Genomic DNA, 21,609 nt, shown 5'->3' with positions numbered 1-21,609 from the left:
GCTATAATCGGAAAAATTTCATATGGAATGTTGCGCCCTTGCCAGTCGCCAAGCCGCTCCTGCTGATTGTCGACGACGATTCCCTGATCAGCGAATCACTCGGTTTCGCCTTCGCCCAGGAATACGACGTCCTGACCAGCCACTCCCGCTCCCATGCCCGCAGCCTGGTCCGGCAACTGCGCAGCCCGCCTCACCTCGCCCTGGTCGACCTCGGCCTGCCCCCCCTGCCGCACCGGCCGGATGAAGGTTTCGCACTGATCGGCGACCTGCTCGCCCTGCATCCCGACCTGAAGATCATTGTCCTATCCGGCCAGAGCGACGATGAAAACGCTCGCCATGCGCGCACCCTGGGTGCCGTCGAATTCGTCGCCAAACCTTGCGATCCGGCGCAACTGGCCGAGCTTTTCCGGCAGGTCCTGCGCTTCGACACCCCGGCCACCGACGACGCACCGGGCGGCCTGATCGGCGAAAGCCTGCCCATGCAGCGCCTGCGCCTGCAACTGGGACAGTACGCCGACCTGGCCTATCCGGTACTGATCGAGGGCGAATCGGGCAGTGGCAAGGACATCGTCGCCAGCCATTACCTGCACCGCCTGACGGAGCGTCGCGACAAACCCTTCCTGGCGTTGAACTGCGCCGCCATCTCGCCCACCCTGCTCGAACCGACGCTGTTCGGCTATGCCAAGGGCGCCTTCACGGGTGCCCACACGGCCAAGGCCGGCTATTTCGAGGATGCCGACAGCGGCACCCTGTTCCTCGACGAAATCGGCGAATTGCCGCTCGACCTGCAACCCAAGCTGCTGCGCGTGCTGGAAAATGGCGAGTACCAGCGCGTCGGCGAAACCCAGACGCGGATTTCCACGGCCCGCATCATCACGGCCACCAACCGCGACCTGCGCCAGGAAATGAAGGCCGGCCGCTTCCGGCCCGACCTCTATCACCGGCTGTCGGTGTTCACCGTCGCCGTCCCGCCGGTGCGGGAAACCGGCCTCGACCGGCTGCTGCTGCTCGAACATTTCCGCAAGCATTGCGCCGCTTCCGTGCGCGCCGAACCCTTCACGCTGGCGCCGGATGCACAGTCGCTGTGGCTGGACTACACCTTCCCCGGCAATGTCCGCGAGTTGCGTAACATCATCATCCGGCTGACTGCCCGCTACGCCGGACAGGCGGTCGCCGCCGAGCAGTTGCGTGCCGAACTTGACTACCCGGACAGCACGCCCCTACCCCCGGCCGGTGCCGGTCTCGATGCAGCGCAGCCGGACGAGGTGCGCCAGGCCGCGCGCCAGCATCTCCAGCGTGCCGGACACCTCAATCTCGACACCACGCTGGAGCTATGGCAACGCAGCTACATCGAAGCGGCCATCGACCTGAGCAACGGCAACATGAGCGAAGCGGCCCGCCGCCTCGGCATCAATCGCACGACCCTGTACAACCGCATGGAAAGCTGGAATCGGCCATGAGCCTTTACCTCGAGCACTTCGGCCTGCGCGAACCGCCGTTCCGCATCACGCCGCATACCGATTTCTTCTTCACCGGCGCCAATCGCGGCCCGACGCTCGACGCGCTGATCTACGCCATCACGCAGGATGAAGGCATCGTCAAGGTCACCGGCGAAGTGGGCAGCGGCAAGACCATGCTCTGCCGCATGCTGCTTGAACGGCTGCCAGCCCATGTCGAAACCCTGTATCTGGCCAATCCGTCTCTGTCGCGCGGCGAAATCCTCGGCGCCATCGCCGATGAACTGGGCATTCCGGCCGACGGCAAGGCAACGCATTCACTGACCCGCGCCTTGCAGGATGCACTGATCGCCCGCTACGCCGAAGGCAAGCGTGTTGTGCTGCTGATCGACGAAGCGCACGCCATGCCGGCCGAGTCGCTGGAAGAAATCCGCCTGCTGTCGAACCTGGAGTCAAAAGCCACCAAGCTGCTGCAGATCGCCCTCTTCGCCCAGCCCGAACTGGACGAGCGCCTCGCCGCGACCGACATGCGCCAGTTGCGCGAACGCATCACCCAGCACTTCAACCTGGCACCGCTCAAACAGGCAGACGTTGCCGCCTATATCGAATTCCGTCTGCGGGCGGCTGGCTACCACGGCCCAAACCCCTTCTCCGACGAGGCGCTTCGCCTGATTACCCGGATTTCCGAGGGGTTGTCGCGGCGTATCAACATCATTGCCGACAAAGCCCTGCTCGCCGCCTATTCGCACGGCAGCCACCAGGTCGGCGCTGACGAGGTGCGCACCGCCGAGCAGGATGCCCGCTTCTCCCCGCTGCAGGCCAAGGCTGGCTTGAACGCCCAACCCCTGCTTTGGGGCCTGGCTGGCGCCGGCATCGCCGCCCTGCTGATCGGCATGGTCGTCACCCTGGGTTCGCGCCAGGCAGCGATGCTCCAGCAAGCGGAAACGCCCGCCCCGGTGCCCGAGGTCGCCAAGCCGGCACAATCCGCGGCGCCGAGCCCGGCCGCCAGCGAAAAAATCCGCTTCGGCCCGCTCACCCGCCAGCATCTGGCGCAGTACGAGGAATGGATCAAGGACGCGCCACGCAACCGCTATTTCATCCAGTTGCTGGCGACCGATGCGACGCACACCGGCGAGGTCGAGGGTTTCTTGTCCCGCGCCACCGCGGCCCTCGAACCGGCCCATCTCCGCGTCTATCGATCCAGCCTCTCCGGACGCGACCGGCTGGGCGTCATCTACGGCGACTTCGACAGCCGGGAAGAAGCGGCACAGGCCATGCAGACCCTGCCGGAATCGATCAAGGCCATCCAGCCCTTTCCCCGCCAGGTCAGCAAGTTGAAGTAGGCGGCGCGAGGCGGGCGCGGAATATGCGGCAGTGGTGATTTACGTGCTAGCATCGGCACGATAAGCAAACAACATTTGCCACCACCGCAGACAAGGCCCAAGCCGATGAAAATCGGATATTTCAGCATCCCGCTCGCCGCCCTCCTGATTGCCGCCTGCTCCGCTCCGACGCCGCGTGAGCCGCTGAAGGGACACCTGAACGGCGACCACGCGCCGACCGCGACTGCCGGCAGTATCCCGCCGCCCGTCCAGCAAACGCTGGCCTTGCCCAAACCGCGCCCGACCCGCAAGGCCGAAACCTACAGCGTCGTCGTCAACAACGTCCCGGTCCGCGACCTGTTGTTCGCCCTGGCCCGCGATGCCAAGGTCAATGTCGACATCCACCCTGGCATCACCGGCCACGTCACGCTGAACGCCATCGACCAGACCCTGCCGCAACTGCTCACCCGCATCGCCAAGCAGGTGGACATGCGCTACGAACTCGACGGCCCGAACCTGGCCGTGATGCCCGACTCGCCCTTCCTGAAACATTACAAGGTCGATTACGTGAACATGGCGCGCAACGTGACCGGCACAGTTTCAGCTAATACCCAGATCGCCACCGGCACGCCGGGCAGCGCCCAGACAGCCTCGCCCACCGGTGCCACCACCGGCAATATCTCGAACACCCGGATCGAGAATTCATCGAAAAACCAGTTCTGGGAATCGCTCGAAAAAAACATCAAGGACATCCTGCGCGAAACCGACAAGGTGTTGCCGGAAGGCTCCAGCGAAACCAGCTACGAGCAAGCCAACGAACAAACAGCGACCGGCGCCGCGGCCCTGCCGCAAACTGGCCGGCGGGCAGCGCAAGCCATCGCCAACGCCCTGCAGGGCAACCCATCCCCCAACTCGACCAGCCAGGGAACGGCAACCACGCTGGTCCGCCACAGCACCTTCCGCGAAGCCGCTTCGGTCATCGTCAACGCGGAAAGCGGCATCGTCACCGTCCGCGCCACCCAGCGCCAGCACGACCGCATCCAGGAATTCGTCGACCGCGTGGTCAACTCCGTCCGACGCCAGGTATTGATCGAGGCGACCATCGTCGAGGTCGCACTAAGTGACGGCTATCAGCAAGGCATCAACTGGGGCAAGCTGACCTCGGGCGGGCTATTCACCTTCAGTGGCGACGCCCTGACCCGGAATGCCGTGAACCTGCGCTACACCGGCGGCGATCCGACGGCAGCCATCACCATGCTGAACACCTTCGGCACGACCAAGGTGCTGTCCAGCCCGCGCCTGTCGGTCATGAACAACCAGACGGCACTGCTCAAGGTGGTCGAGAACTACGTCTATTTCAACGTCAAGGCCGACACAACGACAACCGCCAATTTCGGCGCAACGACCACCTACACGACGACGCCGCAATCCGTTTCGGTCGGTCTGGTGGTCAGCGTCACGCCGCAGATCGGCGAGGGTGACGCGATCACCCTCAACGTCCGGCCAACGATTACCTCCGTCGCCCGCGAAGTGGCCGACCCGAACCCGGACCTGCGCAAGAACAACATCAACAACCTGGTGCCGGTCATCCGGACCAAGGAAATTGAATCCGTCATGCGCGTTGCCAGTGGCAATATCGCCGTGCTTGGCGGCCTGATGGAAGACAAGGTCGACTACCAGACGCAGCGTGTGCCGCTGGTCGGGCAAATTCCCCTGCTTGGTGAAGTGGCCAACAACCGCAACAACGCCGCTCAAAAAACCGAACTGGTCATCCTCCTCCGCCCCATCGTCATCAAGGATGCCAGCCTCGATGGCGACTACGCCGGCCTGAAGGGCTATCTGCCCGGCGACAACTTCTTCGCCCAGCCGAACGAAGCCCAGCCCTTCAACGTCGTTCCCAGCCGCTGAGGAATCGCGCATGAGCCTGTTGATGGATGCGCTGAAACGGGCCGAAACGGCCAAGCAGGAGGCGGCGCGGGCGCAATTCGGTATCGCGCCGGGCACGGGGCCGGAACCGGCCCTCAGCCTGGAGCCGCTGCCCGGCGAAACCGGTAGCCCGGCCAGCAATCCGCTGCCCGACCTGGCGAATTACATCGATGCCGTGGACGCCGATCTGGCCAGCAACGCGCTCCCCAAGACGCCGCCCCCCGCCGCATCGCACGCACCCGGCGCGGCATCTCCCGCGCCAGCCAATGAGCAGTCCAACCGCCAGGCCGTGCGCAATGCCTTTGCCGCCAAGCAGGCGCCCACCGCCAACGGCCCCTCGCGCTTGCCGCTCTGGCTGGCACTCGGCACCCTCGGTGTGGCCGGTGTCGGCATCGGCGGCTATGTCTGGTATCAGCTGAATGCGATGAACCGGGGCTCGCTCGCGATCGCCCCTGCCGGCGCACCCAATGTCGCACCGCCTGCCCCCCCGCCAGCAGCGCCTCTGCTCGCTCCGTCCGTCACACCACCGCAGGCGGGCGGCGCAGCACCGACACCGCGCGATGCGGCACCCGCGCTGTTCGCCCCCCGCCGGGAGGCGGTGGCGGCACCAACCACTGCCGATCCCGGCGCCAATCCCATCCCGATTCGCCTCACCCGCAGCCAGCCGACGGTCGATCCTGCGCTGGCCCGCGGCCACGCCAGCCTGCAGCGCGGCGAGATCGAACTGGCGCGACGGGAATTCGAGCAGACCCTGCGCCGCGATCCGAACAATACCGATGCCCTGCTGGCACTGGCCGGCATCGCCCAGCAGCAGGGCCGCTTGGCCGATGCCGAGACGCTGCGCCAGCGCGCCCTGGTCGCCAACCCGGCCGACCCGGCGGTGCAGGCCGCCGCCCTGAGCGGCAGCGCGGCAGACGCCGACCCGCAGGGCAGCGAGAGCCGCCTGAAGAGCCTGCTTTCGGCCACACCGGAATCGGCGCCCCTCAACTTTGCCCTGGGCAACCTGTATGCCCGCCAGAACCGCTGGCCGGAAGCCCAGCAGGTTTATTTCAACGCCGTCGCCGCCGAGGGCGATAACCCGGACTACCTGTTCAACCTGGCGGTCAGCCTCGACCACCTGCGCCAGCCCCGCCTGGCCGGCCAGCATTACCGCTTGGCGCTGGAAGCCGCCGGCCGCCGCCCGGCTGCCTTCGACCGTGCCGGCGTCGAGAAACGCCTGGCCGAACTGGAAGCGCCGCGCTGACCCCGACATGAGCACCACCGCCCTGCAACGCCGCCCGCTCGGCCAGATCCTGATTGCCGAGGGTATCCTGTCGGAAGACCAGTTGCGCATCGCGCTGCTGGAGCAGATGAAGTGCAACCAGCCGATCGGCAAGCTGCTCGTCTCCCTCGGATTCGTCACCGAAGCGACGCTGCGCCAGGCGCTCTCCGAAAGCCTGGGCAAGCAGAGCATCGATCTGGGCAACGCGGTGGTCGATCCGCAGGCGCTCAAGCTGGTGCCGCGCGATCTGGCCAAGCGCCACCACCTGCTGCCGCTCGATTACGACACGCAAAGCCGGCGGTTGGCGCTGGCCATTTCCGACGTCAACGACATCGTCGGCCTCGACCGGGTGCGCGCCCTGCTCGAGGAAGGCACGGAGATCGATACGCTGCTCGCCGGCGAATCGGAAATCGACCACGCCATCGACCAGTATTACGGCCATGAACTCTCCATCGATGGCATCCTGCACGAGATCGAGACCGGCGAAATCGACTGGAAGAGCCTGTCGGCGGCAGACAACGAGTACAGCCAGCCGGTTGTCCGCCTGATCGACTCGATCCTGACCGATGCGGTGAAGCGCGAGGCATCCGACATCCACTTCGAGCCGGAAGCCAATTTCCTGCGCATCCGCTATCGCATCGACGGCATGCTGCGCCAGATCCGCGCCCTGCATAAATCCTACTGGCCGGCCATGACGGTGCGCATCAAGGTGCTGTCGGGCATGAACATCGCCGAAATGCGCGCGCCGCAGGACGGCCGCATCAGTCTGACGGTATCCGGCCGGCCGATCGACTTCCGGGTCGCCAGCCAACCGACCATCCACGGCGAGAACATCGTGCTGCGCATCCTCGACCGCCAGAAAGGCATCGTGCCCCTGGAAGGGCTCGGCCTGGCCGAGGAGCACCTGCACCAGTTGAAACTGATGATTTCCCGGCCGGAGGGCATCATCCTGGTCACCGGCCCAACCGGCAGCGGCAAAACGACGACCCTGTACTCGGTGTTGAACCACATCAACAGCGAGGGCATCCACATCATGACCCTCGAAGACCCGGTCGAATACCCGATGGCCATGGTTCGCCAGACCTCGGTGGCAGAGGCTGCCAAGCTCGATTTCGCCAACGGCATCCGTTCGATGATGCGCCAGGACCCGGACGTCATCCTGGTCGGCGAGGTGCGCGATGCCGAAACGGCCGAGATGGCCTTCCGCGCGGCAATGACCGGCCACCAGGTGTACACCACCCTGCACACCAACTCGGCCATCGGGGCCGTGCCGCGCCTGCTCGACATCGGCGTGCTGCCCGACATCATGGCTGGCAACATCATCGGCATCATCGCCCAGCGCCTGATCCGGCGCCTGTGCGAGCACTGCAAGACGCCATACCACGCCGAGCCGCACGAAATCCGCCTGCTCGGCCCGCTGGGCGAAGGGCCGCGGCCGGTGCTGTTTCGCGCCACCGGCTGCGAGTTGTGCGATTTCCAGGGCTATCGTGGCCGGATCGCAATCATGGAGCTGTTGCGTATCGATGCCGGCATCGACGAACTGATCGCCCGCCGGGCCACGACGCACGAAATCCGCAGTCGCGCCCTGCTCCAGGGCTTCACGACGCTGGCCGACGATGGTCTGAAACGCGTTATCGACGGCGTGACCTCGCTGGAGGAACTGGCCCGCGTCGTCGACCTGACCGACCGGATGTAGCGATGATCTTCGACTACAAGGCGGTCAGCGCAGAGGGCCGGATGACCTACGGACGCCTCGATGCGATCAACCTGATCGACCTCGAAATGCGCCTGAAGCGCATGAACCTCGACCTGGTGACCGGCACGCCGGTGCAGCATCGCACCCTGTTCGGGACGCGCGGCGTGCCCCGGCCGGAGCTGATCAATTTCTGCTTTCACCTGGAGCAGCTGACACGGGCCGGTGTTCCCATCCTGGAGGGGCTGACCGACCTGCGCGACTCGATCGAGCATCCGCGCTTCCGCGAGGTGATGGCCGGCCTGATCGAGGGTATCGAAGGCGGCCAGACCCTGTCGCAGGCGATGAGCGAGCACCCCGAGGTATTCGGCCAGGTGTTCAGCAACCTGATCCGGGCCGGCGAAGCGAGCGGCCGCCTGCCGGACGTGCTGGCCAGCCTGAGTGACTCGCTGAAGTGGGAGGACGAACTGGCCTCGCACACCCGCAAGCTGCTGCTGTATCCGGCCTTCGTGGCGAGCATCGTGCTCGCCGCCACCTTCTTCCTGATGATCTACATGGTGCCGCAGCTCAAGGTCTTCGTGCGCAATATGGGCCAGACGCTGCCGCCGCATACCCAGGTGCTGTTCTTCGTTTCCGACCTGCTGGTCAATTACTGGTATCTGTTCCTGGCCATTCCGCTCGCCGCCTTCCTCATCGGCTTCCAGCTGGTGCGCAGCAACCCGCTGGCCCGCCTGCGTTTCGACGACGCCAAGCTGCGCCTGCCGGTGCTTGGCCCCATCCTGAGCAAGATCGTCCTGTCGCGCTTCGCCAGCACTTTCGCCATGCTCTACGCCTCGGGTATCCCGGTGCTGGAGTCGATCCGCACGACGCAGGACATCGTCGGCAACCGGGCTATCCGGCGTGGCCTGGAGCGGGTCGAACAATCCATCCGCGAGGGTCAGAACGTGGCCGGCGCCTTCCGCGATGTCGGCCTCTTCCCACCGCTCGTCGTCCGCATGCTGCGCATCGGCGAGAGCACCGGCGGGCTGGACAAGGCGCTGCTCAACGTCAGCTATTTCTACAACCGCGACGTCAAGGAGTCGGTGGGCAAGGCCCAGGCGATGATCGAACCGATGCTCACCCTGTTCATGGGCGCCCTGCTCGGCTGGATCATGCTGTCGGTCATCGGCCCGATCTACGACGTGATCAGTAAAATCAAGACGTGAAGAGCCGCATCCTCTATCTCAACACCCATCGCCTGTCGGCCTACGCCTGGCAGCAGGGCCGGCTGTTGCCGGAGGGCGACTTCGACAATGACGAAGCCGGCTTGCAGCAGTTCTCGGACTACCTCGCCGCCCACCGCCAGGACCGCTTCGCGCTGCTCGCCAACGTCGCCGAGGAAGGGCATGCCCACGAAACGATCCCCTTCCTGCGCGGCGCCGACCGCCAGACGCTGATCAGCCGCAAGATCGGCCAGCATTTCCAGGGGACCGCGCTGGCCACCGCCGTCTCGCTGGGCTATGAAAAGACCCAGCGCAAGAACGAAAAGCTGCTCCTCGCCGCGCTGACCAACCCGGCCCATTTCGAACCCTGGCTCCAGCGGCTGGCCAGTGCCGAGATCGCCCTTTCCGGCATCTACAGCCTCGCCCAGCTCGGCGGCCCGCTGCTCAGGAAACTCGGGCTGGGCACTGCCCGCTGCCTGCTGCTCAGCATGCAGGACCATTCCGTCCGTTCCAGCTATCTGGCCAACGGCCAGGTCTATTTCTCGCGCATGACGCCGCTCGCCGACAGCAGCATCGCCGGTATCGCCGGCACCTTTGCCGCCGAATCGGCCAAGCTCCAGCAATACCTGATCGGCCAGCGCCTGATCGGCCGCGAGGAAGCCCTCCCCGTCTACATCGTCGCCCATCCGCACACCCTGCCGGCCATCGAGAATGCCTGCCCGGACCGCGGACAGCTTGCTTTCCACATCATCGACAGCCACACCGCAGCCAGCCGCCTGGGACTGCACGCCCTGCCCGACGACAACCGTAGCGACACGCTGTTCATGCACCTGCTGGCCATCGCCACGCCCAGCCAGCAGTTTGCCGGCGAGGTGCACCGGCACCATTTCCGCCTGGCCCAACTGCGCCACGGCCTGATCGCCGCCGGGCTCGTCGCCCTCCTCGGCAGCCTGCTTTATTCAGCCAAGCAGATCTACGACGCCCATGCCCTGCGTGACGACGCCCGCAGCCTGAGTGCCAGCGCAGCCGAACTCGACCGCCGCTACCAGGCCGCGGCAAGCACCCTGCCGCAGCTTGACATCGACAGCGAAACCCTGCGCCTGCTGACCAGCCGCCACGCCGAACTCAGCCGCCAGCAGCGCCGGCCCGATGCAGCCTTCAGCCTGGTCGGCCAGACGCTTGAACGGATGCCAAACGTCGTACTCGAAGGCATCGAGTGGAAGAATCAAATCCAGTTTTCTCCTGGCAACACCGGTGAAACCGGCGAAATCACCACCCTGCGCGGCTCGATCAACCTGCCCCAGGCCGAACCCCGCCGGGTACTTGCCATCTTTGACGACTTCATCGACAGCTTGCGCCTGGCGGCCGGGGTGACCGTCAACGTGCGGCAACGGCCGTTCGATATCGAATCCGGCAGCACGCTGCGCGGCGGCGACGGCGGCGAGGAAGCAGCCAAGCCACGCCAGTTCGCGCTGGAGATCGTCCGGAGGCCCACGCCATGACACTGACCGAACGCGATCTGCGCAAACTCGCCCTGCCCATCGTCATCACGCTGGGGCTGCTTGGCGCAGCAGGTGCCCTCGCCTGGTGGACGCAGGACGACGCCCGGCAGGCCGGCCTCGAACGCAACCGGGCCGCCGAGGCGAAATCCCGCATCGAACAGCGCCTGCGCCAGTTCCACAGCGAGGAACTCGACCTCAAGACCCGCCTCCAGGCCCTGCAGCACCTGCAAAGCGGCGGCATCCTGGGCGATGAAAAGCGCCTCGACTGGATGGAGCAACTGCGCGACACCCAACGCGAGCTGCACCTGCCCGGCATGAAATATGAGTTTGCCGCCCAGGCCCCGCTGAGCGGCAACACCCCGGGAGGCCCCGCCTGGTTCACCAGCCCCCTGCGCCTCCAGCTACGCTTGGTGCACGAAGGCGACCTGCTTGCCTTCCTCGACCGCATCCAGCAGCAGGCCAAGGCGCTGGTCATCGTCCGCAGTTGCAAGCTGGCGCCGCCCGCCGGCTCTACGGAGCGCCACGAAATCCCCGTCGGACTTGCTGCTGAATGCGAGCTGGACTGGCTGACCGCCCGCCTGCCCGGCAAGAAGAATTGACCATGCGCCGCGTCATCCCGCTCCTCGCCACGTTTCTCAGCCTCGCCTGCGCCCCCGGCCAGGCCGAAACCCCGCCGCTCGGCCGCCTCTTCTTCGATGCCCCGCAGCGCACCCATCTCGACCAGCAACGCCAGCGCAACCCGGCATTCGGCCAACTGGCACCGGGCGAAGGCGAAGCCAGCCAGACCCTGAACGGCGAAGTCCGCAGCAGCAATGGCCGCCGCACCCGCTGGATCAACGGCGAGGCGGATTGGGACAACCAGAACCCATTGCCGCAAGTACCGGTCGGGACGACCTATTACCCGGAAAGCGGGCAGACTACCCCCCTGCTCGAGGATGGGCGAATCACCATCAGGCGCGGGAAAAAATGAGCCGGCGAGGCCATGCCCGCGCGCAACGCGGTGTCGTACTGCTGGGACTGCTCTTTGCAATCATCGCCATGCTGGCCGGAATCCTGCTGACCGGCTGGAACAGTCGTCAGGCGGTCGAATTGCGCGAAGCCCGGACCCAGCAGGCATTGCAGCAGGCCAAGGAAGCGTTGATCGGCTATGCCGCCGCCTATGCCAATGCTCCGGGCCGGCTCCCCTGCCCGGAAGACGAAGCCAGCATCGGCACGCCGCTCGAAGGTCAGGCGAAGGGCAGTTGCACCACACCGGCATCCCGTCTTGGGCGCCTGCCCTGGCGAACGCTGAAAACCGGGCGGCTCGTCGACGGCTCCGGCGAACCACTCTGGTATGCCCTTTCGCCGGGTTTTTCGAGTGCCCCGATCAACCATCTTACTGCTGGCCAACTGACGGTGAACGGCGTGGCCAACGCCGCTGTCGCCTTGATCATTTCCCCCGGCAGCCCAACCGGAAACCAGCTACGCGCTGAGCCTTCGGCCGCCAATCCACCGCTGGCGGCCAATTATCTCGACTTGAGCAACGCCAGCAACGGCCCTTTCGTCACCAGCGGCCCGGCATCCACTTTCAACGACCGCCTCATGGCGCTCTCGGCAAGCGAGCTATTCGCCACGATCAATCGCGTTGTCCTGGCCGAAGTCCGCGGTCTTGATGACCAGGCCCCCAACCTTCCCGTCCGCGGCCTTCGCCGCCACTTCCTCGACTACGGTGAATTTCCCTGGGCTGCCCCGGCCAGCAGTGGATCGGCAGTCCCCAACAAGGCGAGTGGCGGACTGCCCTACGCCGATCTGAACTACCTGGGTAACAGTACCTGGCTGGCGAACAACGGCTGGTTGTCATTGGTCAGCTACACGCGCCTCGCTCCGAACCGGGCGCAAATTCAGCTCGGAACCTCGACCCTGACCGTTCTGCCGTGCTCGACACTTCCCTGCCCATGACCACCCGCCCTATCCACCAGAATCGCGGCTTCACGCTCGTCGAGCTGGCCATCGTCCTGATCATCATTGCCCTGCTCTCCGGCGGCCTGATGATGACAATGGGGAGCCAGATCGACCAACGGGCCTACCGCGATACGCAGCAGCTGCTGCAGGATCTGCGCGATGCGCTGCTCGGTTATGCCGCCTCACATGGGGCCGCCGACGGCAAGCCCTACCTGCCTTGCCCCGATACCGATGGCGATGGGCTTGAAAATCGCACTGGCAACGTCTGTACCGGCGCCGAAGGCTTTTTGCCCTGGAGTGATCTCGGAATTGGCAACCAGGATGCCTGGAACAATCGTTTCCGCTACCGCGTGACACCGCTCTTTGCTCGTAGCGACATCGGATTCACCCTGAGCAGCACCGGCGCGCTGCGTGTCTGCGAACAGGCCGCCTGCACCGCCTCCCTGGCCACCCAACTACCGGCCGTCGTCATCTCGCATGGACGCAACGGTTTGGGCGGAACATCCGGCACGAACATCGCCAATCCTGCCGCCACAAGCGCCGACGAACTGGAGAATACCAACGCCGATAACGACTTTGTGATGCATACGATCACCCCGCCTGGCCCCAGCGAATTCGACGACCTCGTCGTCTGGATCTCCCCCAACATTCTCTACAACCGCCTGATTGCCGCCGGCCGTCTGCCTTGAGCGCCGGCTTATTGACCGCGGCCGGCCCGGCTGCCACACTGGCCATGCGAACGTTATAAATCAGCCCGGCCATCCCACCGTGAGTTTGCAATCCTTCATTTCCTCCTTGCGCAGCGGCGGCATCCATCCCGCCGACGATGCCGAGATGCGCCTGAAGAAGTCGTTGCTGGTTTTCGCGACGGGCCTTTTCTGCACCGGATCGATGCTCTGGCTGTTCCTCTACGGCCAGATGGGACCGCAGTTTTCGGCGAACGCGCCGTTCGTCTTCCAGTTGCTGCTCGTCGCCAATCTTGTCTATTTCCTGCATAGCGGCAATTTCGACTGGTTTCGCATTACCCAGTTGTCGCTCTTCCTGTTTGCGCCGTTCATCGTGCAATGGAGTATCGGCAACTTCATCACGGCCAGCGGCACCAGCCTGTGGGGCTTGCTGGCGCCGATCGGCGCGGTCCTCATTTGCGGCGCGCGCGAGTCGATAGCCTGGTTTATCGCCTACATCTTCCTGACTGCGCTCTCCGGTTTCTTCGACTATTACCTGGCCGATTCGCCGATCAGCAACGCCCACCGGGTGTCGACGGAAACCAGCGTCTTCTTCTTTGCCCTCAACTTCGCAGCCATTTCCAGCATCGTCTATCTGCTGCTGCGCTACGCCATCCTCGAGAAAGGCAAGCTGCAGGCCAGCCTGGAGGCGACGCACCGCTTGCTGCAGGAGGAACAGGAGCGTTCCGAGCGCCTGTTGCTCAACATCCTGCCTGGCCCGGTGGCCGAGCGCCTGAAGCACGACAACCAGACGATTGCCGATGGTTTTTCGGACGTCACCGTCATGTTCGTCGATATCGTCAATTTCACCCGGCTGGCCGAGGGTATGACGCCGCAACAGGTGTTTGCCATGCTCAACCGGATTTTCTCGTCCTTCGACGAACTGGCTGAGCAATTCGGCTTGGAGAAGATCAAGACCATCGGCGACGCCTACATGGTGGCCGGCGGCCTGAACAGCGAGCGCGGCCACTACACGCGGGCCATCGCCGAACTGGCCATCGCCATGCGCGACGTGCTGCACCGCGACTTCACGGTCAATGCGCAACATCTCGACGTGCGCATCGGCATCGGCACCGGGCCGGTGGTCGCCGGCGTGGTCGGCAAGAAGAAGTTCATCTACGACCTGTGGGGCGACACGGTCAACCTGGCCAGCCGGATCACCAGCGAAGGCACGCCGGGCATGATCCATGTCGATACCACCACCTACCGGCGCCTGGCTGGCGAATTCGATTTCGCAGCACCGCTCGAGATTTACCTGAAGGGCAAGGGCAACACGCCGGTCTATCGGCTGTACCGCCTCAAGGCGCCGGCGACAGCCTGAAGGCCACTCTGCCCGGCTGGTTTTCCGCCACGCTCAGTTGATAGCCGAGTTCGGCTGCCTGCCGGGCGGCATGGTAGAGGCCAATGCCCAGCCCGTCCTCGGAAGCGACCGGCTCATGCAGCAGCCCCCGCATCACGGCCGATGGGATCGGCGAACCGCTATCGGCCACACCAAGCCCGGCCCCGTCAAGGCACGCCTCGATGACCAGCCCCGGCTCGCGCTGTCGCTTGGCCAGGGCGTTCTGCAACAGATTCTCCGCCACGCTGTCGAACAGGGCCCGCGGAATCTGCCGCCCGGCCAGTGGCCCGCCACGCCACGCGATTGCGGCATGTGCGTAGCGATCCTGCAGGCGGCTCCACCACTGATCGGCATCGATCGATTCGGCATCGGCAACCTGCGGCGACTGCAATTTGTCCAGCGTCGCCTTCAGGCGGTCGGCGATCTGCGGCAACTGGCGACGCAGCAGGTCCGCCACCTCGGCCGGATCACCCGGCTGGGTCGCCGCATAGCAAAGCACCTGGAGGGACTGCAGCAGGTTCTTGACGTCGTGCGTCACCCGGGCGCCGGTTTCGTAAATCGCCTGGGCATACCCCATGCGCTGCAACTGCTGGCTCTGGCGCTTGACGAGGTAAAACTCGATAGCAAGGCGCAGCAGCCACTCGACATGCCAGCGCATGGCTGGCGACGGCGCATGGCGGAAATGGACGATCAGCGTCAGTTCGCTCACCGCGCAAACATGCCGATGCGCCGAAGTTACACCGAACGCCCCCGACGCCTCGCCCGACTGCCAAACTATGCCCAGCACCCAGGGGGCCGCCGCCAGACGCCGCATCATCGCCTCGATGAAGAGGGCCGGATCGGCATTCTGCTCGCTCTCCCGGGAGAGCTGGACCAGCCACTGTTCGAGCGGCATGCCGAGCGACAGCAAATAGTGCGAGATCGCCGAACCAATCCCCGAGAAGCCGGCCCGGGGATTCCAGGCCCAGGCAACGATCAGCAGGGCGACGGCAACGGTCAGTGAGGTCTTGAACAGCGACTCGACGTAGCCGGCCCCACCAATCGGCATGTAAGCCAGCGCCCCCAGGACCAGCACGGCCAGCACCAGGAAGACCAGCATGCCGTAAAACAGATCGAAGGTTTCACCGGATTTCCGCTGCGGCGGTCGGGCCGGGAAAAGCAGCAGGAGCGGCAAAGCCATCGGCAGGAACAAGGCCACCGTCTGCCGCAGGCCGCTGTCGATCCGGGCGGCCGGCGAAATTTCCGGCACGACGCCCAGTACGGTCAGTGCGATCAGATAGCCAAAGGCCAATAGATAGCCGGCCCGCTCGCCCCGGTGTTCGGTACCCATGACCCGACCGCCGATTGACGCAGCCAGCGCCCCGCACCAGATCAGCAGCAACCACGGCCCAAGCAACAGCGTCGACACCAGCGTGGCACCGACCAGCAGCGCCGCCTGCCGTCCGCTGATGCGCCGCTCCCCCGCCACGAAGGGCTGCCAGATCAGGAACAAGCCCAAAGCAACCACCCACAGCAGGCGCACCGCCGGTGCCTGCCAGCCGCCGAAGGCCAGGGCATGCAGCATCAGCAAATGTCCGGCCAATAGAGCATGTGGCCAATGGGCCAGGCGATCTGCCAGGCGCAGGCCAGCGACGGCGTTCATCTTTTCGACACCCTGTCCATTTTTCGACACATTCTGGCTCACCTCGGCACCGGTTTGCCATTTTTTAGGCCTAAAGTCATAGGCACGCTTATTGCACAGGAACAAACAAAATCATATTCGGAGCATGCCATGAAAAACCAACAAAAGGGCTTCACCCTCGTCGAGATCGCTATCGTGCTGGTCATTATCGGCCTGCTGATGGGCGGCGTCCTGAAGGGTCAAGAGCTGATCAACAGTGCGAAGGTCAAGAACTTCGCCAACGACTTCCGCTCGGTTTCATCGTTCGTATATGCCTACCAGGATCGCTTCCGTGCGCTACCCGGCGACGATGCTGCGGTAGCCAGCCACGTTCAGGGCGGGGTTGCAGCGACCACCCCGGCAGCGACACTTAATAATGCGCGGATCAACGGTGCCTGGAATTCGGTCACGCAAACTGACGAAGCTTATCTGTTCTGGCAACACGTGCGCCTCGCAGGGCTGGCCACAGGAACACCGGTCGTTGGTAACGCGGAATATATCTATCGCAACGCCGACGGTGGCCGGGTGGGCATTACCGGCGATGCCATCCTGACCGCACCGACCACGCCTTGGCCCGCCAATTTCTACGTTTGCTCCGGTGGTATCCAAGGCCGCTTTGCGCGCCAGCTGGATACCATGCTGGACGACGGCAACACCCAAACCGGAACGGTGCGCGTCATTGCAGACGGCGTTGCCAACCAAGCTGATGCAACACTCCTCGCCCCTGGCAATAACGATCAGCAATTGTTCACCGTCTGTTCCGGTTTCTAAACCACCACCTTGGAAGCACGCAAAGCCCGCCTCGGCGGGCTTTGTCATTTCTGCAGCAGGCGTTCGTCAGCAGCCGCAATCGCTTCCGGCAGGCCAAGCACAACGACGACGTCACCTTCCATCAGTCGCGTTTCCGGCGCCGGCTCGACGGCACGGATGCCGCGGCGGCGGATGGCGCTGACTTCGCATCCCAGGTTTTCCAGATCGAGTTCATCCAGCGTCTTGCCAATGGCCCCCGCCCCCGGTTCGAGGAGCACGGAGTGCATGCGCGGATGCTGCTCGTCTTCCTCGTCATAATCGCGGTCTGAAATGCCACGGTAAAAGCCGCGCAGCAGGCTGTAGCGCTTGGATCGGGTCTGGCGGATGCGCTTGAGCACCCGGTTGATCGGCACGCCGACCAGGACCAGTGCGTGGGAAGCGAGCATCAGACTGGCTTCGAGCGCCTCCGGCACCACCTCGGCAGCACCGGCACGCGTCAGGCGTTCCATGTCGCGCTCATCGAAGGTCCGCACGACGACCGGCAGGTCGTGCCGCAGCTCCTGGACGTGATGCAGCACCTTCTCGGCCAGTGCCGTATCGCTGATCGTCACGATGACCACGCTGGCCCGCATCAGGCCGGCTGCCATCAATGCCTCCTTGCGCCCGGCGTCGCCATAGACGACGTTTTCGCCACCAGCCGACGCGTCACGCACCCGATCCGGGTCAAGATCGAGCGCGACGTAGTTGATGTCTTCCTGGGCCAGGAAGCGGGCGAGATACTGGCCGTTGCGGCCGAAGCCGCAAAGAATGGCGTGCTTCTCCGCCCCCATCGACTGGGCGGCGATCTTGGTCAGCTGCATCGAGCGCATCAACCATTCGCTGGCCACGAAACGAACGACAATGCGTTCGCTGTACTGGACGATGAAGGGCGCGATCAGCATCGAGAGGACCAGCACGGTCAGCGCCACCTGCTGGATCTCGCGCGGCAGGCGGACGATTTCGCCGAGCAGCACGAAACCGAATTCACCACCGGCACAGAGCCAGAGCGCCGAGCGGATGGCGTTGCCGGGCGAGGCGCCCAGCCGCCAGGACATCAGGCCGACGATCAGCGCCTTGATGACGAGCAGGCCAAGCAAAGCGAGCAGCACCTGCCACCACAGGCCGAGCAGGATGTGCATGTCGAGCTTGACGCCGATGGTCACGAAGAAGAGCCCCATCAGCACATCGCGGAAGGGCTTGATGTCCTCCTCCACCTGGAACTTGTATTCCGTTTCCGAGATCAGCATGCCGGCGACGAAGGCGCCAAGCGCCAGCGACAGGCCGGCCAGTTCGGTGATCGTCGCCAGGCTCAGCGTGATGAGCAGCACGTTGAGGATGAACACTTCCGACGACTTGGCACGGGCCACGAAGTGGAACCATTTGCGCATCAGGCGCTGGCCGAAGACGAGAATCAGGGCGAGCACGACAACCGCCTTGGCCAGCGCGATGGCGAGCAGCACGGCCAGTTTCTCCGGTGGCTGGGTCAACGACGGAATGATGACCAGCAGGGGGACGACAGCGAGATCCTGGAAGAGCAGCACCCCCATGATCTCCCGGCCGTGCGCTGAATCGAGCTGCATGCGCTCGGCCAGCAGCTTGGTGATGACCGCCGTGGACGACATGGCGAAGACGCCGCCCAGCGCGATGCCGATCTGCCAGCTGACACCGAACAGCATGACCAGCCCGGCGACGAGCGCCATGGTGACGGCCACCTGCAGCAACCCCAGCCCGAACACGATGCGCTTCATCGCAAACAGCTTGGGCAGCGAGAATTCCAGACCGATCGAGAACATCAGGAAGACGACGCCGAATTCGGCCAGCGACTCGGCGCGATGGATGTCGTCCATCAGGTTCAGCGCATGCGGCCCGATGACGCTGCCGACGAACAGGTAGCCGAGCACCGGCGGCAGGTTGAAACGCCGGAAAACGACCACGGCCATCACCGAGGCGCCAAGCAGCAAAAGGACGAGGGAAAGTGCGCTCAAGGGGCGTTTTCTCGATTCGGGTATACTTCGCACATCTTAACCGCAGCCCAGCCATGAACCCAAGCCTCAACGCCCATCGCTTTTCCCCGGAACGCGCTCTGGAACTGGGTCGCCAGACCCTGAGCATCGAGGCTGCGGCAGTTTCCGCCCTGCAAGGCCGCCTGAATGGCGATTTCAGCCGCGCCGTCGAGCTGATCCTGAGCAGCCAAGGCCGCCTGATCGTCAGCGGCATGGGTAAATCCGGCCACATCGCCCGCAAGATCGCGGCGACCATGGCCAGCACCGGCACGCCGGCCTACTTCGTCCATCCCGCCGAGGCCAGCCATGGCGACCTCGGCATGATCACCCGCGAGGATGTGCTGCTCGCCCTCTCCAACTCCGGCGAATCGGGTGAACTGCTCAGCATCCTGCCGGCGCTGAAGCGCCAGGGGGCCAAGATCATCGCGATGACCGGCGTACCCACCTCGACACTGGCCCGCGAAGCCGACATCCACCTCGACGCCGGCGTCGCACAGGAAGCCTGCCCGCACAACCTGGCGCCCACCGCCAGCACAACGGCCGCCTTGGCGCTGGGCGATGCGCTGGCCGTCGCCCTGCTCGACGCCCGCGGTTTCGGCCCGGAAGATTTTGCCCGCTCGCATCCCGGCGGCTCACTCGGCCGCCGCCTGCTCACCCATGTCCGCGACGTGATGCGCGGCGACGACCGCGTGCCGGCCGTCAGGCCTGACACCCCGATTACCGACGCCATCATCGCCATGTCGCGCGGCGGGCTGGGCCTGGTGGCGATCACCGACCCCGCCAACGCCGTACTGGGCATCTTCACCGATGGTGACCTGCGCCGCGCCTTCGAAAAGCGCATCGATCTGCAGCAGGGCGACATCGCCTCGGTCATGCACCCGAACCCCCGCACCATCGGCCCGGATCGCCTGGCCGTGGAGGCCGTCGAAATGATGGAGCGCCTGCGCATCAACGCGCTGCTCGTCGTCGACACCGACAATCACCTGATCGGCGCCCTCAACATGCACGATCTGTTCACCGCCAAGGTCATATGATGGACGCCAAAGCCCGCGCCGCCCGCATCAAACTCATCGCCTTCGACATCGACGGGGTGATGACCGACGGCGGCCTGCACTATTCCGACGACGGCCACGAGTTCAAAACCTTCAACGTCCAGGACGGCCTCGGTATCGTGCTGCTCAAGCGCGTCGGCATCGAGGTGGCGATCATCACCGGTCGCAATTCCGGCGTCGTCTCGCACCGCGCCGCCGACCTTGGCGTGGCGCACGTCTATCAGGGTGTCGGCAACAAGCGCGATGTTGCCGAGAAACTGCTCCAAAAACTCGGCCTGACCTGGTCCGAACTGGCTTTCATGGGCGATGACCTGATCGACCTGCCGGCCATGGCACTGTGCGGCCTGGCCATCGCACCGGCTAACGCCCGCCCGATCGTCAAGGAACGCGTGCATGCCATCACTGAGGCAGCCGGCGGCCACGGTGCCGTGCGCGAGGCCATCGAATTCATCCTCGCCGCCCAAGGCAAGCTGGACGAAGCCTTCGCGCCCTACCTCGCCGCCGCATGAAGCACTGGCCGAGCCAACTCTTCCCGATCATCATCCTGTCCGTGCTGGCCGGGCTGACCTTTTGGCTGCAAAGCGCCACCGCTCCCGGTGACGACAAGCACGACGGCAAGTTCCGCCATGACCCCGACGCCATTGCCGAAAACTATGTTGTGCGCCGGTTTGATGAAACCGGCCAGGTCAAGTACCGGTTGACTGGCCCCCACCTGGTGCACTACCCGGACGACGACAGCTCCGAACTGACCTCGCCGGTGCTGATCAGCTACCGCCCGGATGCACCGCCGATCAAGGTCGAATCGAATTTCGCCAAGGTCACCTCGAAGGGCGAAGTGGCCTTCCTGTGGGACAACGTGCGCATCACACGCGCCGCGACGCCGGACAGCCTCGAACTGGTGGCCCGCACGCCCGACCTGACGGTGCAGACCGAGACTGGTTTCGCCTTCACCAACAGCCCGGTCGAGATTACCCAGGGCCCCTCCTGGATAACCGGCGTCGGCGCCGAGATCGACAACAACAAATCCACCTTCGTTCTGCAATCGCAGGTCAAGGGGCAGTACATTCGACCGAGTAACAAGCCATGAACGTTCGCCTCGTCACGCTGAGCCTCTGCCTACTGGCCACCCTTCCCGCCCACGCCGAAAAAGCTGACCGCGACAAGCCGATGCTGGTCGAAGCCGGCAAGGTGTCGATCGATGACGCCAAAAAGATCCAGATCCTCGAAGGCGACGTCGTCATCACCAAGGGCAGCATGGTGCTCAAGGCCGAACGGGTGATCATCACCGAAGACCGCTACGGCTTCCAGAAGGGTACCGCCTTCAGCGGCAAGAAAGGGCTCGCCTATTTCCGCCAGAAGCGAGAAGGCAAGGACGAATACGTCGAGGGCGAGGCCGAACGCATCGAATACGACACCAATACCGAGGTCGCCGAACTGTTCCACCGCGCCTGGGTGAAAAGCGGCGAGGATCAGGTCAAGGGCGACTACATCTGGTACGACGCGGTGAATGAAAAATACCTGGTCACCGCCGGCGAGACGCGTACGCCGACAGGCGCCGCACCGCGCGTTCGCGCCGTCATCCAGCCAAAGAACAAGGAAACGGAACCGGAACGCCCGGCCAACCGCGGCGAACGCCTGCAGCTCAAGGGTGCCGCCGGCCTGGGCGTCGAACCTGCACAAGAATAGTGCAACACCGCCTGCTGCGCCGCGAAAAGCTTCAGCCATCCGCCATTTCAA

19 protein-coding genes are annotated in these 21,609 nt (G+C 64.7%); 17 read left to right on the top strand and 2 right to left on the bottom strand.

Going from position 1 to position 21,609, the window contains the following annotated elements:
- Positions 1-38: 38 nt before the first annotated feature.
- The 12 genes from K420_RS0108735 (at position 39) to K420_RS0108680 (ending at position 14,350) form a co-directional block, all read left to right on the top strand.
- Positions 39-1,460, top strand: coding sequence for a sigma-54-dependent transcriptional regulator (locus tag K420_RS0108735; protein ID WP_232422750.1), 1,422 nt, complete (start codon positions 39-41; stop codon positions 1,458-1,460).
- A complete protein-coding gene (locus K420_RS0108730; protein ID WP_027457720.1) occupies positions 1,457-2,800 on the top strand; it encodes an ExeA family protein in 1,344 nt (447 codons plus the stop codon). Before K420_RS0108735 ends, K420_RS0108730 begins: the two co-directional genes overlap by 4 nt.
- Before the next feature lie 105 nt (positions 2,801-2,905).
- Positions 2,906-4,687 (top strand): pilus (MSHA type) biogenesis protein MshL, encoded by a 1,782-nt coding sequence (locus K420_RS0108725; protein ID WP_027457719.1) that lies wholly within the window; start codon positions 2,906-2,908, stop codon positions 4,685-4,687.
- A gap of 10 nt (positions 4,688-4,697) precedes the next feature.
- On the top strand, positions 4,698-5,948 hold the full coding sequence (locus K420_RS19680; RefSeq protein WP_027457718.1) for a tetratricopeptide repeat protein: 1,251 nt from the start codon (positions 4,698-4,700) through the stop codon (positions 5,946-5,948).
- 7 nt (positions 5,949-5,955) lie between these two features.
- Positions 5,956-7,662, top strand: a complete 1,707-nt coding sequence (locus K420_RS0108715; RefSeq protein WP_027457717.1) for a GspE/PulE family protein — start codon at positions 5,956-5,958, stop codon at positions 7,660-7,662.
- A gap of 2 nt (positions 7,663-7,664) precedes the next feature.
- Entirely contained in the window at positions 7,665-8,864 is a 1,200-nt protein-coding gene (locus tag K420_RS0108710) for a type II secretion system F family protein (protein ID WP_027457716.1), read from the top strand.
- Entirely contained in the window at positions 8,861-10,363 is a 1,503-nt protein-coding gene (locus K420_RS0108705; protein WP_027457715.1) for a hypothetical protein, read from the top strand. Before K420_RS0108710 ends, K420_RS0108705 begins: the two co-directional genes overlap by 4 nt.
- Positions 10,360-10,962, top strand: coding sequence for a hypothetical protein (locus K420_RS19675; RefSeq protein ID WP_051453026.1), 603 nt, complete (start codon positions 10,360-10,362; stop codon positions 10,960-10,962). Before K420_RS0108705 ends, K420_RS19675 begins: the two co-directional genes overlap by 4 nt.
- 2 nt (positions 10,963-10,964) lie before the next feature.
- Complete coding sequence (locus K420_RS0108695) at positions 10,965-11,333, top strand: hypothetical protein (protein WP_027457714.1); 369 nt, start codon at positions 10,965-10,967, stop codon at positions 11,331-11,333.
- Entirely contained in the window at positions 11,330-12,301 is a 972-nt protein-coding gene (locus K420_RS0108690; protein ID WP_027457713.1) for a type II secretion system protein, read from the top strand. The genes K420_RS0108695 and K420_RS0108690 overlap by 4 nt, the downstream gene beginning before the upstream one ends.
- Positions 12,298-12,993, top strand: coding sequence for a type II secretion system protein (locus K420_RS0108685; RefSeq protein WP_027457712.1), 696 nt, complete (start codon positions 12,298-12,300; stop codon positions 12,991-12,993). Before K420_RS0108690 ends, K420_RS0108685 begins: the two co-directional genes overlap by 4 nt.
- A gap of 79 nt (positions 12,994-13,072) precedes the next feature.
- Positions 13,073-14,350 carry an adenylate/guanylate cyclase domain-containing protein gene (locus tag K420_RS0108680; protein ID WP_027457711.1) on the top strand — a complete coding sequence of 426 codons (1,278 nt, stop codon included), beginning with the start codon at positions 13,073-13,075 and terminating at the stop codon, positions 14,348-14,350.
- On the opposite strand, the gene K420_RS18485 is transcribed toward K420_RS0108680, so the two are convergent.
- The gene (locus tag K420_RS18485) at positions 14,328-15,932 is read right to left on the bottom strand and encodes an ATP-binding protein (RefSeq protein WP_198293819.1); all 1,605 of its coding nucleotides are present in this window, start codon (positions 15,930-15,932) and stop codon (positions 14,328-14,330) included. The two genes, K420_RS0108680 and K420_RS18485, sit on opposite strands and share 23 nt — an antisense overlap.
- Positions 15,933-15,965: 33 nt before the next feature.
- Here K420_RS18485 and K420_RS0108670 point away from each other — a divergent pair, with 33 nt between their 5' ends.
- Positions 15,966-16,799 carry a type II secretion system protein gene (locus K420_RS0108670; protein WP_232422749.1) on the top strand — a complete coding sequence of 278 codons (834 nt, stop codon included), beginning with the start codon at positions 15,966-15,968 and terminating at the stop codon, positions 16,797-16,799.
- A gap of 44 nt (positions 16,800-16,843) precedes the next feature.
- Here K420_RS0108670 and K420_RS0108665 read toward each other — a convergent pair whose 3' ends face one another.
- The gene (locus tag K420_RS0108665) at positions 16,844-18,757 is read right to left on the bottom strand and encodes a cation:proton antiporter domain-containing protein (protein WP_051453274.1); all 1,914 of its coding nucleotides are present in this window, start codon (positions 18,755-18,757) and stop codon (positions 16,844-16,846) included.
- Positions 18,758-18,855: 98 nt separating this feature from the next.
- Here K420_RS0108665 and K420_RS0108660 point away from each other — a divergent pair, with 98 nt between their 5' ends.
- Genes K420_RS0108660 through lptA form a run of 4 tightly spaced genes read left to right on the top strand, consistent with a single transcriptional unit; the run spans position 18,856 to position 21,558 of the window.
- Positions 18,856-19,854: a KpsF/GutQ family sugar-phosphate isomerase gene (locus K420_RS0108660; RefSeq protein WP_027457708.1), complete on the top strand. Its 999-nt coding sequence runs from the start codon at positions 18,856-18,858 to the stop codon at positions 19,852-19,854.
- Positions 19,851-20,381 (top strand): KdsC family phosphatase, encoded by a 531-nt coding sequence (locus tag K420_RS0108655; protein ID WP_232422748.1) that lies wholly within the window; start codon positions 19,851-19,853, stop codon positions 20,379-20,381. Before K420_RS0108660 ends, K420_RS0108655 begins: the two co-directional genes overlap by 4 nt.
- Positions 20,378-20,959 carry an LPS export ABC transporter periplasmic protein LptC gene (lptC, locus tag K420_RS0108650; RefSeq protein WP_027457706.1) on the top strand — a complete coding sequence of 194 codons (582 nt, stop codon included), beginning with the start codon at positions 20,378-20,380 and terminating at the stop codon, positions 20,957-20,959. The genes K420_RS0108655 and lptC overlap by 4 nt, the downstream gene beginning before the upstream one ends.
- The gene (gene lptA / locus K420_RS0108645; RefSeq protein WP_027457705.1) at positions 20,956-21,558 is read left to right on the top strand and encodes a lipopolysaccharide transport periplasmic protein LptA; all 603 of its coding nucleotides are present in this window, start codon (positions 20,956-20,958) and stop codon (positions 21,556-21,558) included. Before lptC ends, lptA begins: the two co-directional genes overlap by 4 nt.
- Positions 21,559-21,609 lie beyond the last annotated feature (51 nt).

The sequence above is a fragment of the Dechloromonas agitata is5 genome (assembly GCF_000519045.1).
Taxonomy (GTDB): Bacteria; Pseudomonadota; Gammaproteobacteria; order Burkholderiales; family Rhodocyclaceae; genus Azonexus; species Azonexus agitatus.
The sequence above is the reverse complement of the archived record's forward strand: the minus strand, read 5'-3'. Positions and strand labels throughout refer to the sequence as shown.

Bases quoted from the DNA above. Each gene is read 5' to 3' on its own strand.
- K420_RS0108730 (WP_027457720.1), top strand. From the start codon at position 1,457: ATGAGCCTTTACCTCGAGCACTTCGGCCTGCGCGAACCGCCGTTCCGC.
- K420_RS0108725 (WP_027457719.1), top strand. From the start codon at position 2,906: ATGAAAATCGGATATTTCAGCATCCCGCTCGCCGCCCTCCTGATTGCC.
- K420_RS19680 (WP_027457718.1), top strand. From the start codon at position 4,698: ATGAGCCTGTTGATGGATGCGCTGAAACGGGCCGAAACGGCCAAGCAG.
- K420_RS0108715 (WP_027457717.1), top strand. From the start codon at position 5,956: ATGAGCACCACCGCCCTGCAACGCCGCCCGCTCGGCCAGATCCTGATT.
- K420_RS0108710 (WP_027457716.1), top strand. From the start codon at position 7,665: ATGATCTTCGACTACAAGGCGGTCAGCGCAGAGGGCCGGATGACCTAC.
- K420_RS19675 (WP_051453026.1), top strand. From the start codon at position 10,360: ATGACACTGACCGAACGCGATCTGCGCAAACTCGCCCTGCCCATCGTC.
- K420_RS0108695 (WP_027457714.1), top strand. From the start codon at position 10,965: ATGCGCCGCGTCATCCCGCTCCTCGCCACGTTTCTCAGCCTCGCCTGC.
- K420_RS0108690 (WP_027457713.1), top strand. From the start codon at position 11,330: ATGAGCCGGCGAGGCCATGCCCGCGCGCAACGCGGTGTCGTACTGCTG.
- K420_RS0108685 (WP_027457712.1), top strand. From the start codon at position 12,298: ATGACCACCCGCCCTATCCACCAGAATCGCGGCTTCACGCTCGTCGAG.
- K420_RS18485 (WP_198293819.1), bottom strand. From the start codon at position 15,932: ATGCTGCATGCCCTGGCCTTCGGCGGCTGGCAGGCACCGGCGGTGCGC.
- K420_RS0108670 (WP_232422749.1), top strand. From the start codon at position 15,966: ATGGGCCAGGCGATCTGCCAGGCGCAGGCCAGCGACGGCGTTCATCTT.
- K420_RS0108665 (WP_051453274.1), bottom strand. From the start codon at position 18,757: ATGGCCGTGGTCGTTTTCCGGCGTTTCAACCTGCCGCCGGTGCTCGGC.
- K420_RS0108660 (WP_027457708.1), top strand. From the start codon at position 18,856: ATGAACCCAAGCCTCAACGCCCATCGCTTTTCCCCGGAACGCGCTCTG.
- K420_RS0108655 (WP_232422748.1), top strand. From the start codon at position 19,851: ATGATGGACGCCAAAGCCCGCGCCGCCCGCATCAAACTCATCGCCTTC.
- lptC (WP_027457706.1), top strand. From the start codon at position 20,378: ATGAAGCACTGGCCGAGCCAACTCTTCCCGATCATCATCCTGTCCGTG.
- lptA (WP_027457705.1), top strand. From the start codon at position 20,956: ATGAACGTTCGCCTCGTCACGCTGAGCCTCTGCCTACTGGCCACCCTT.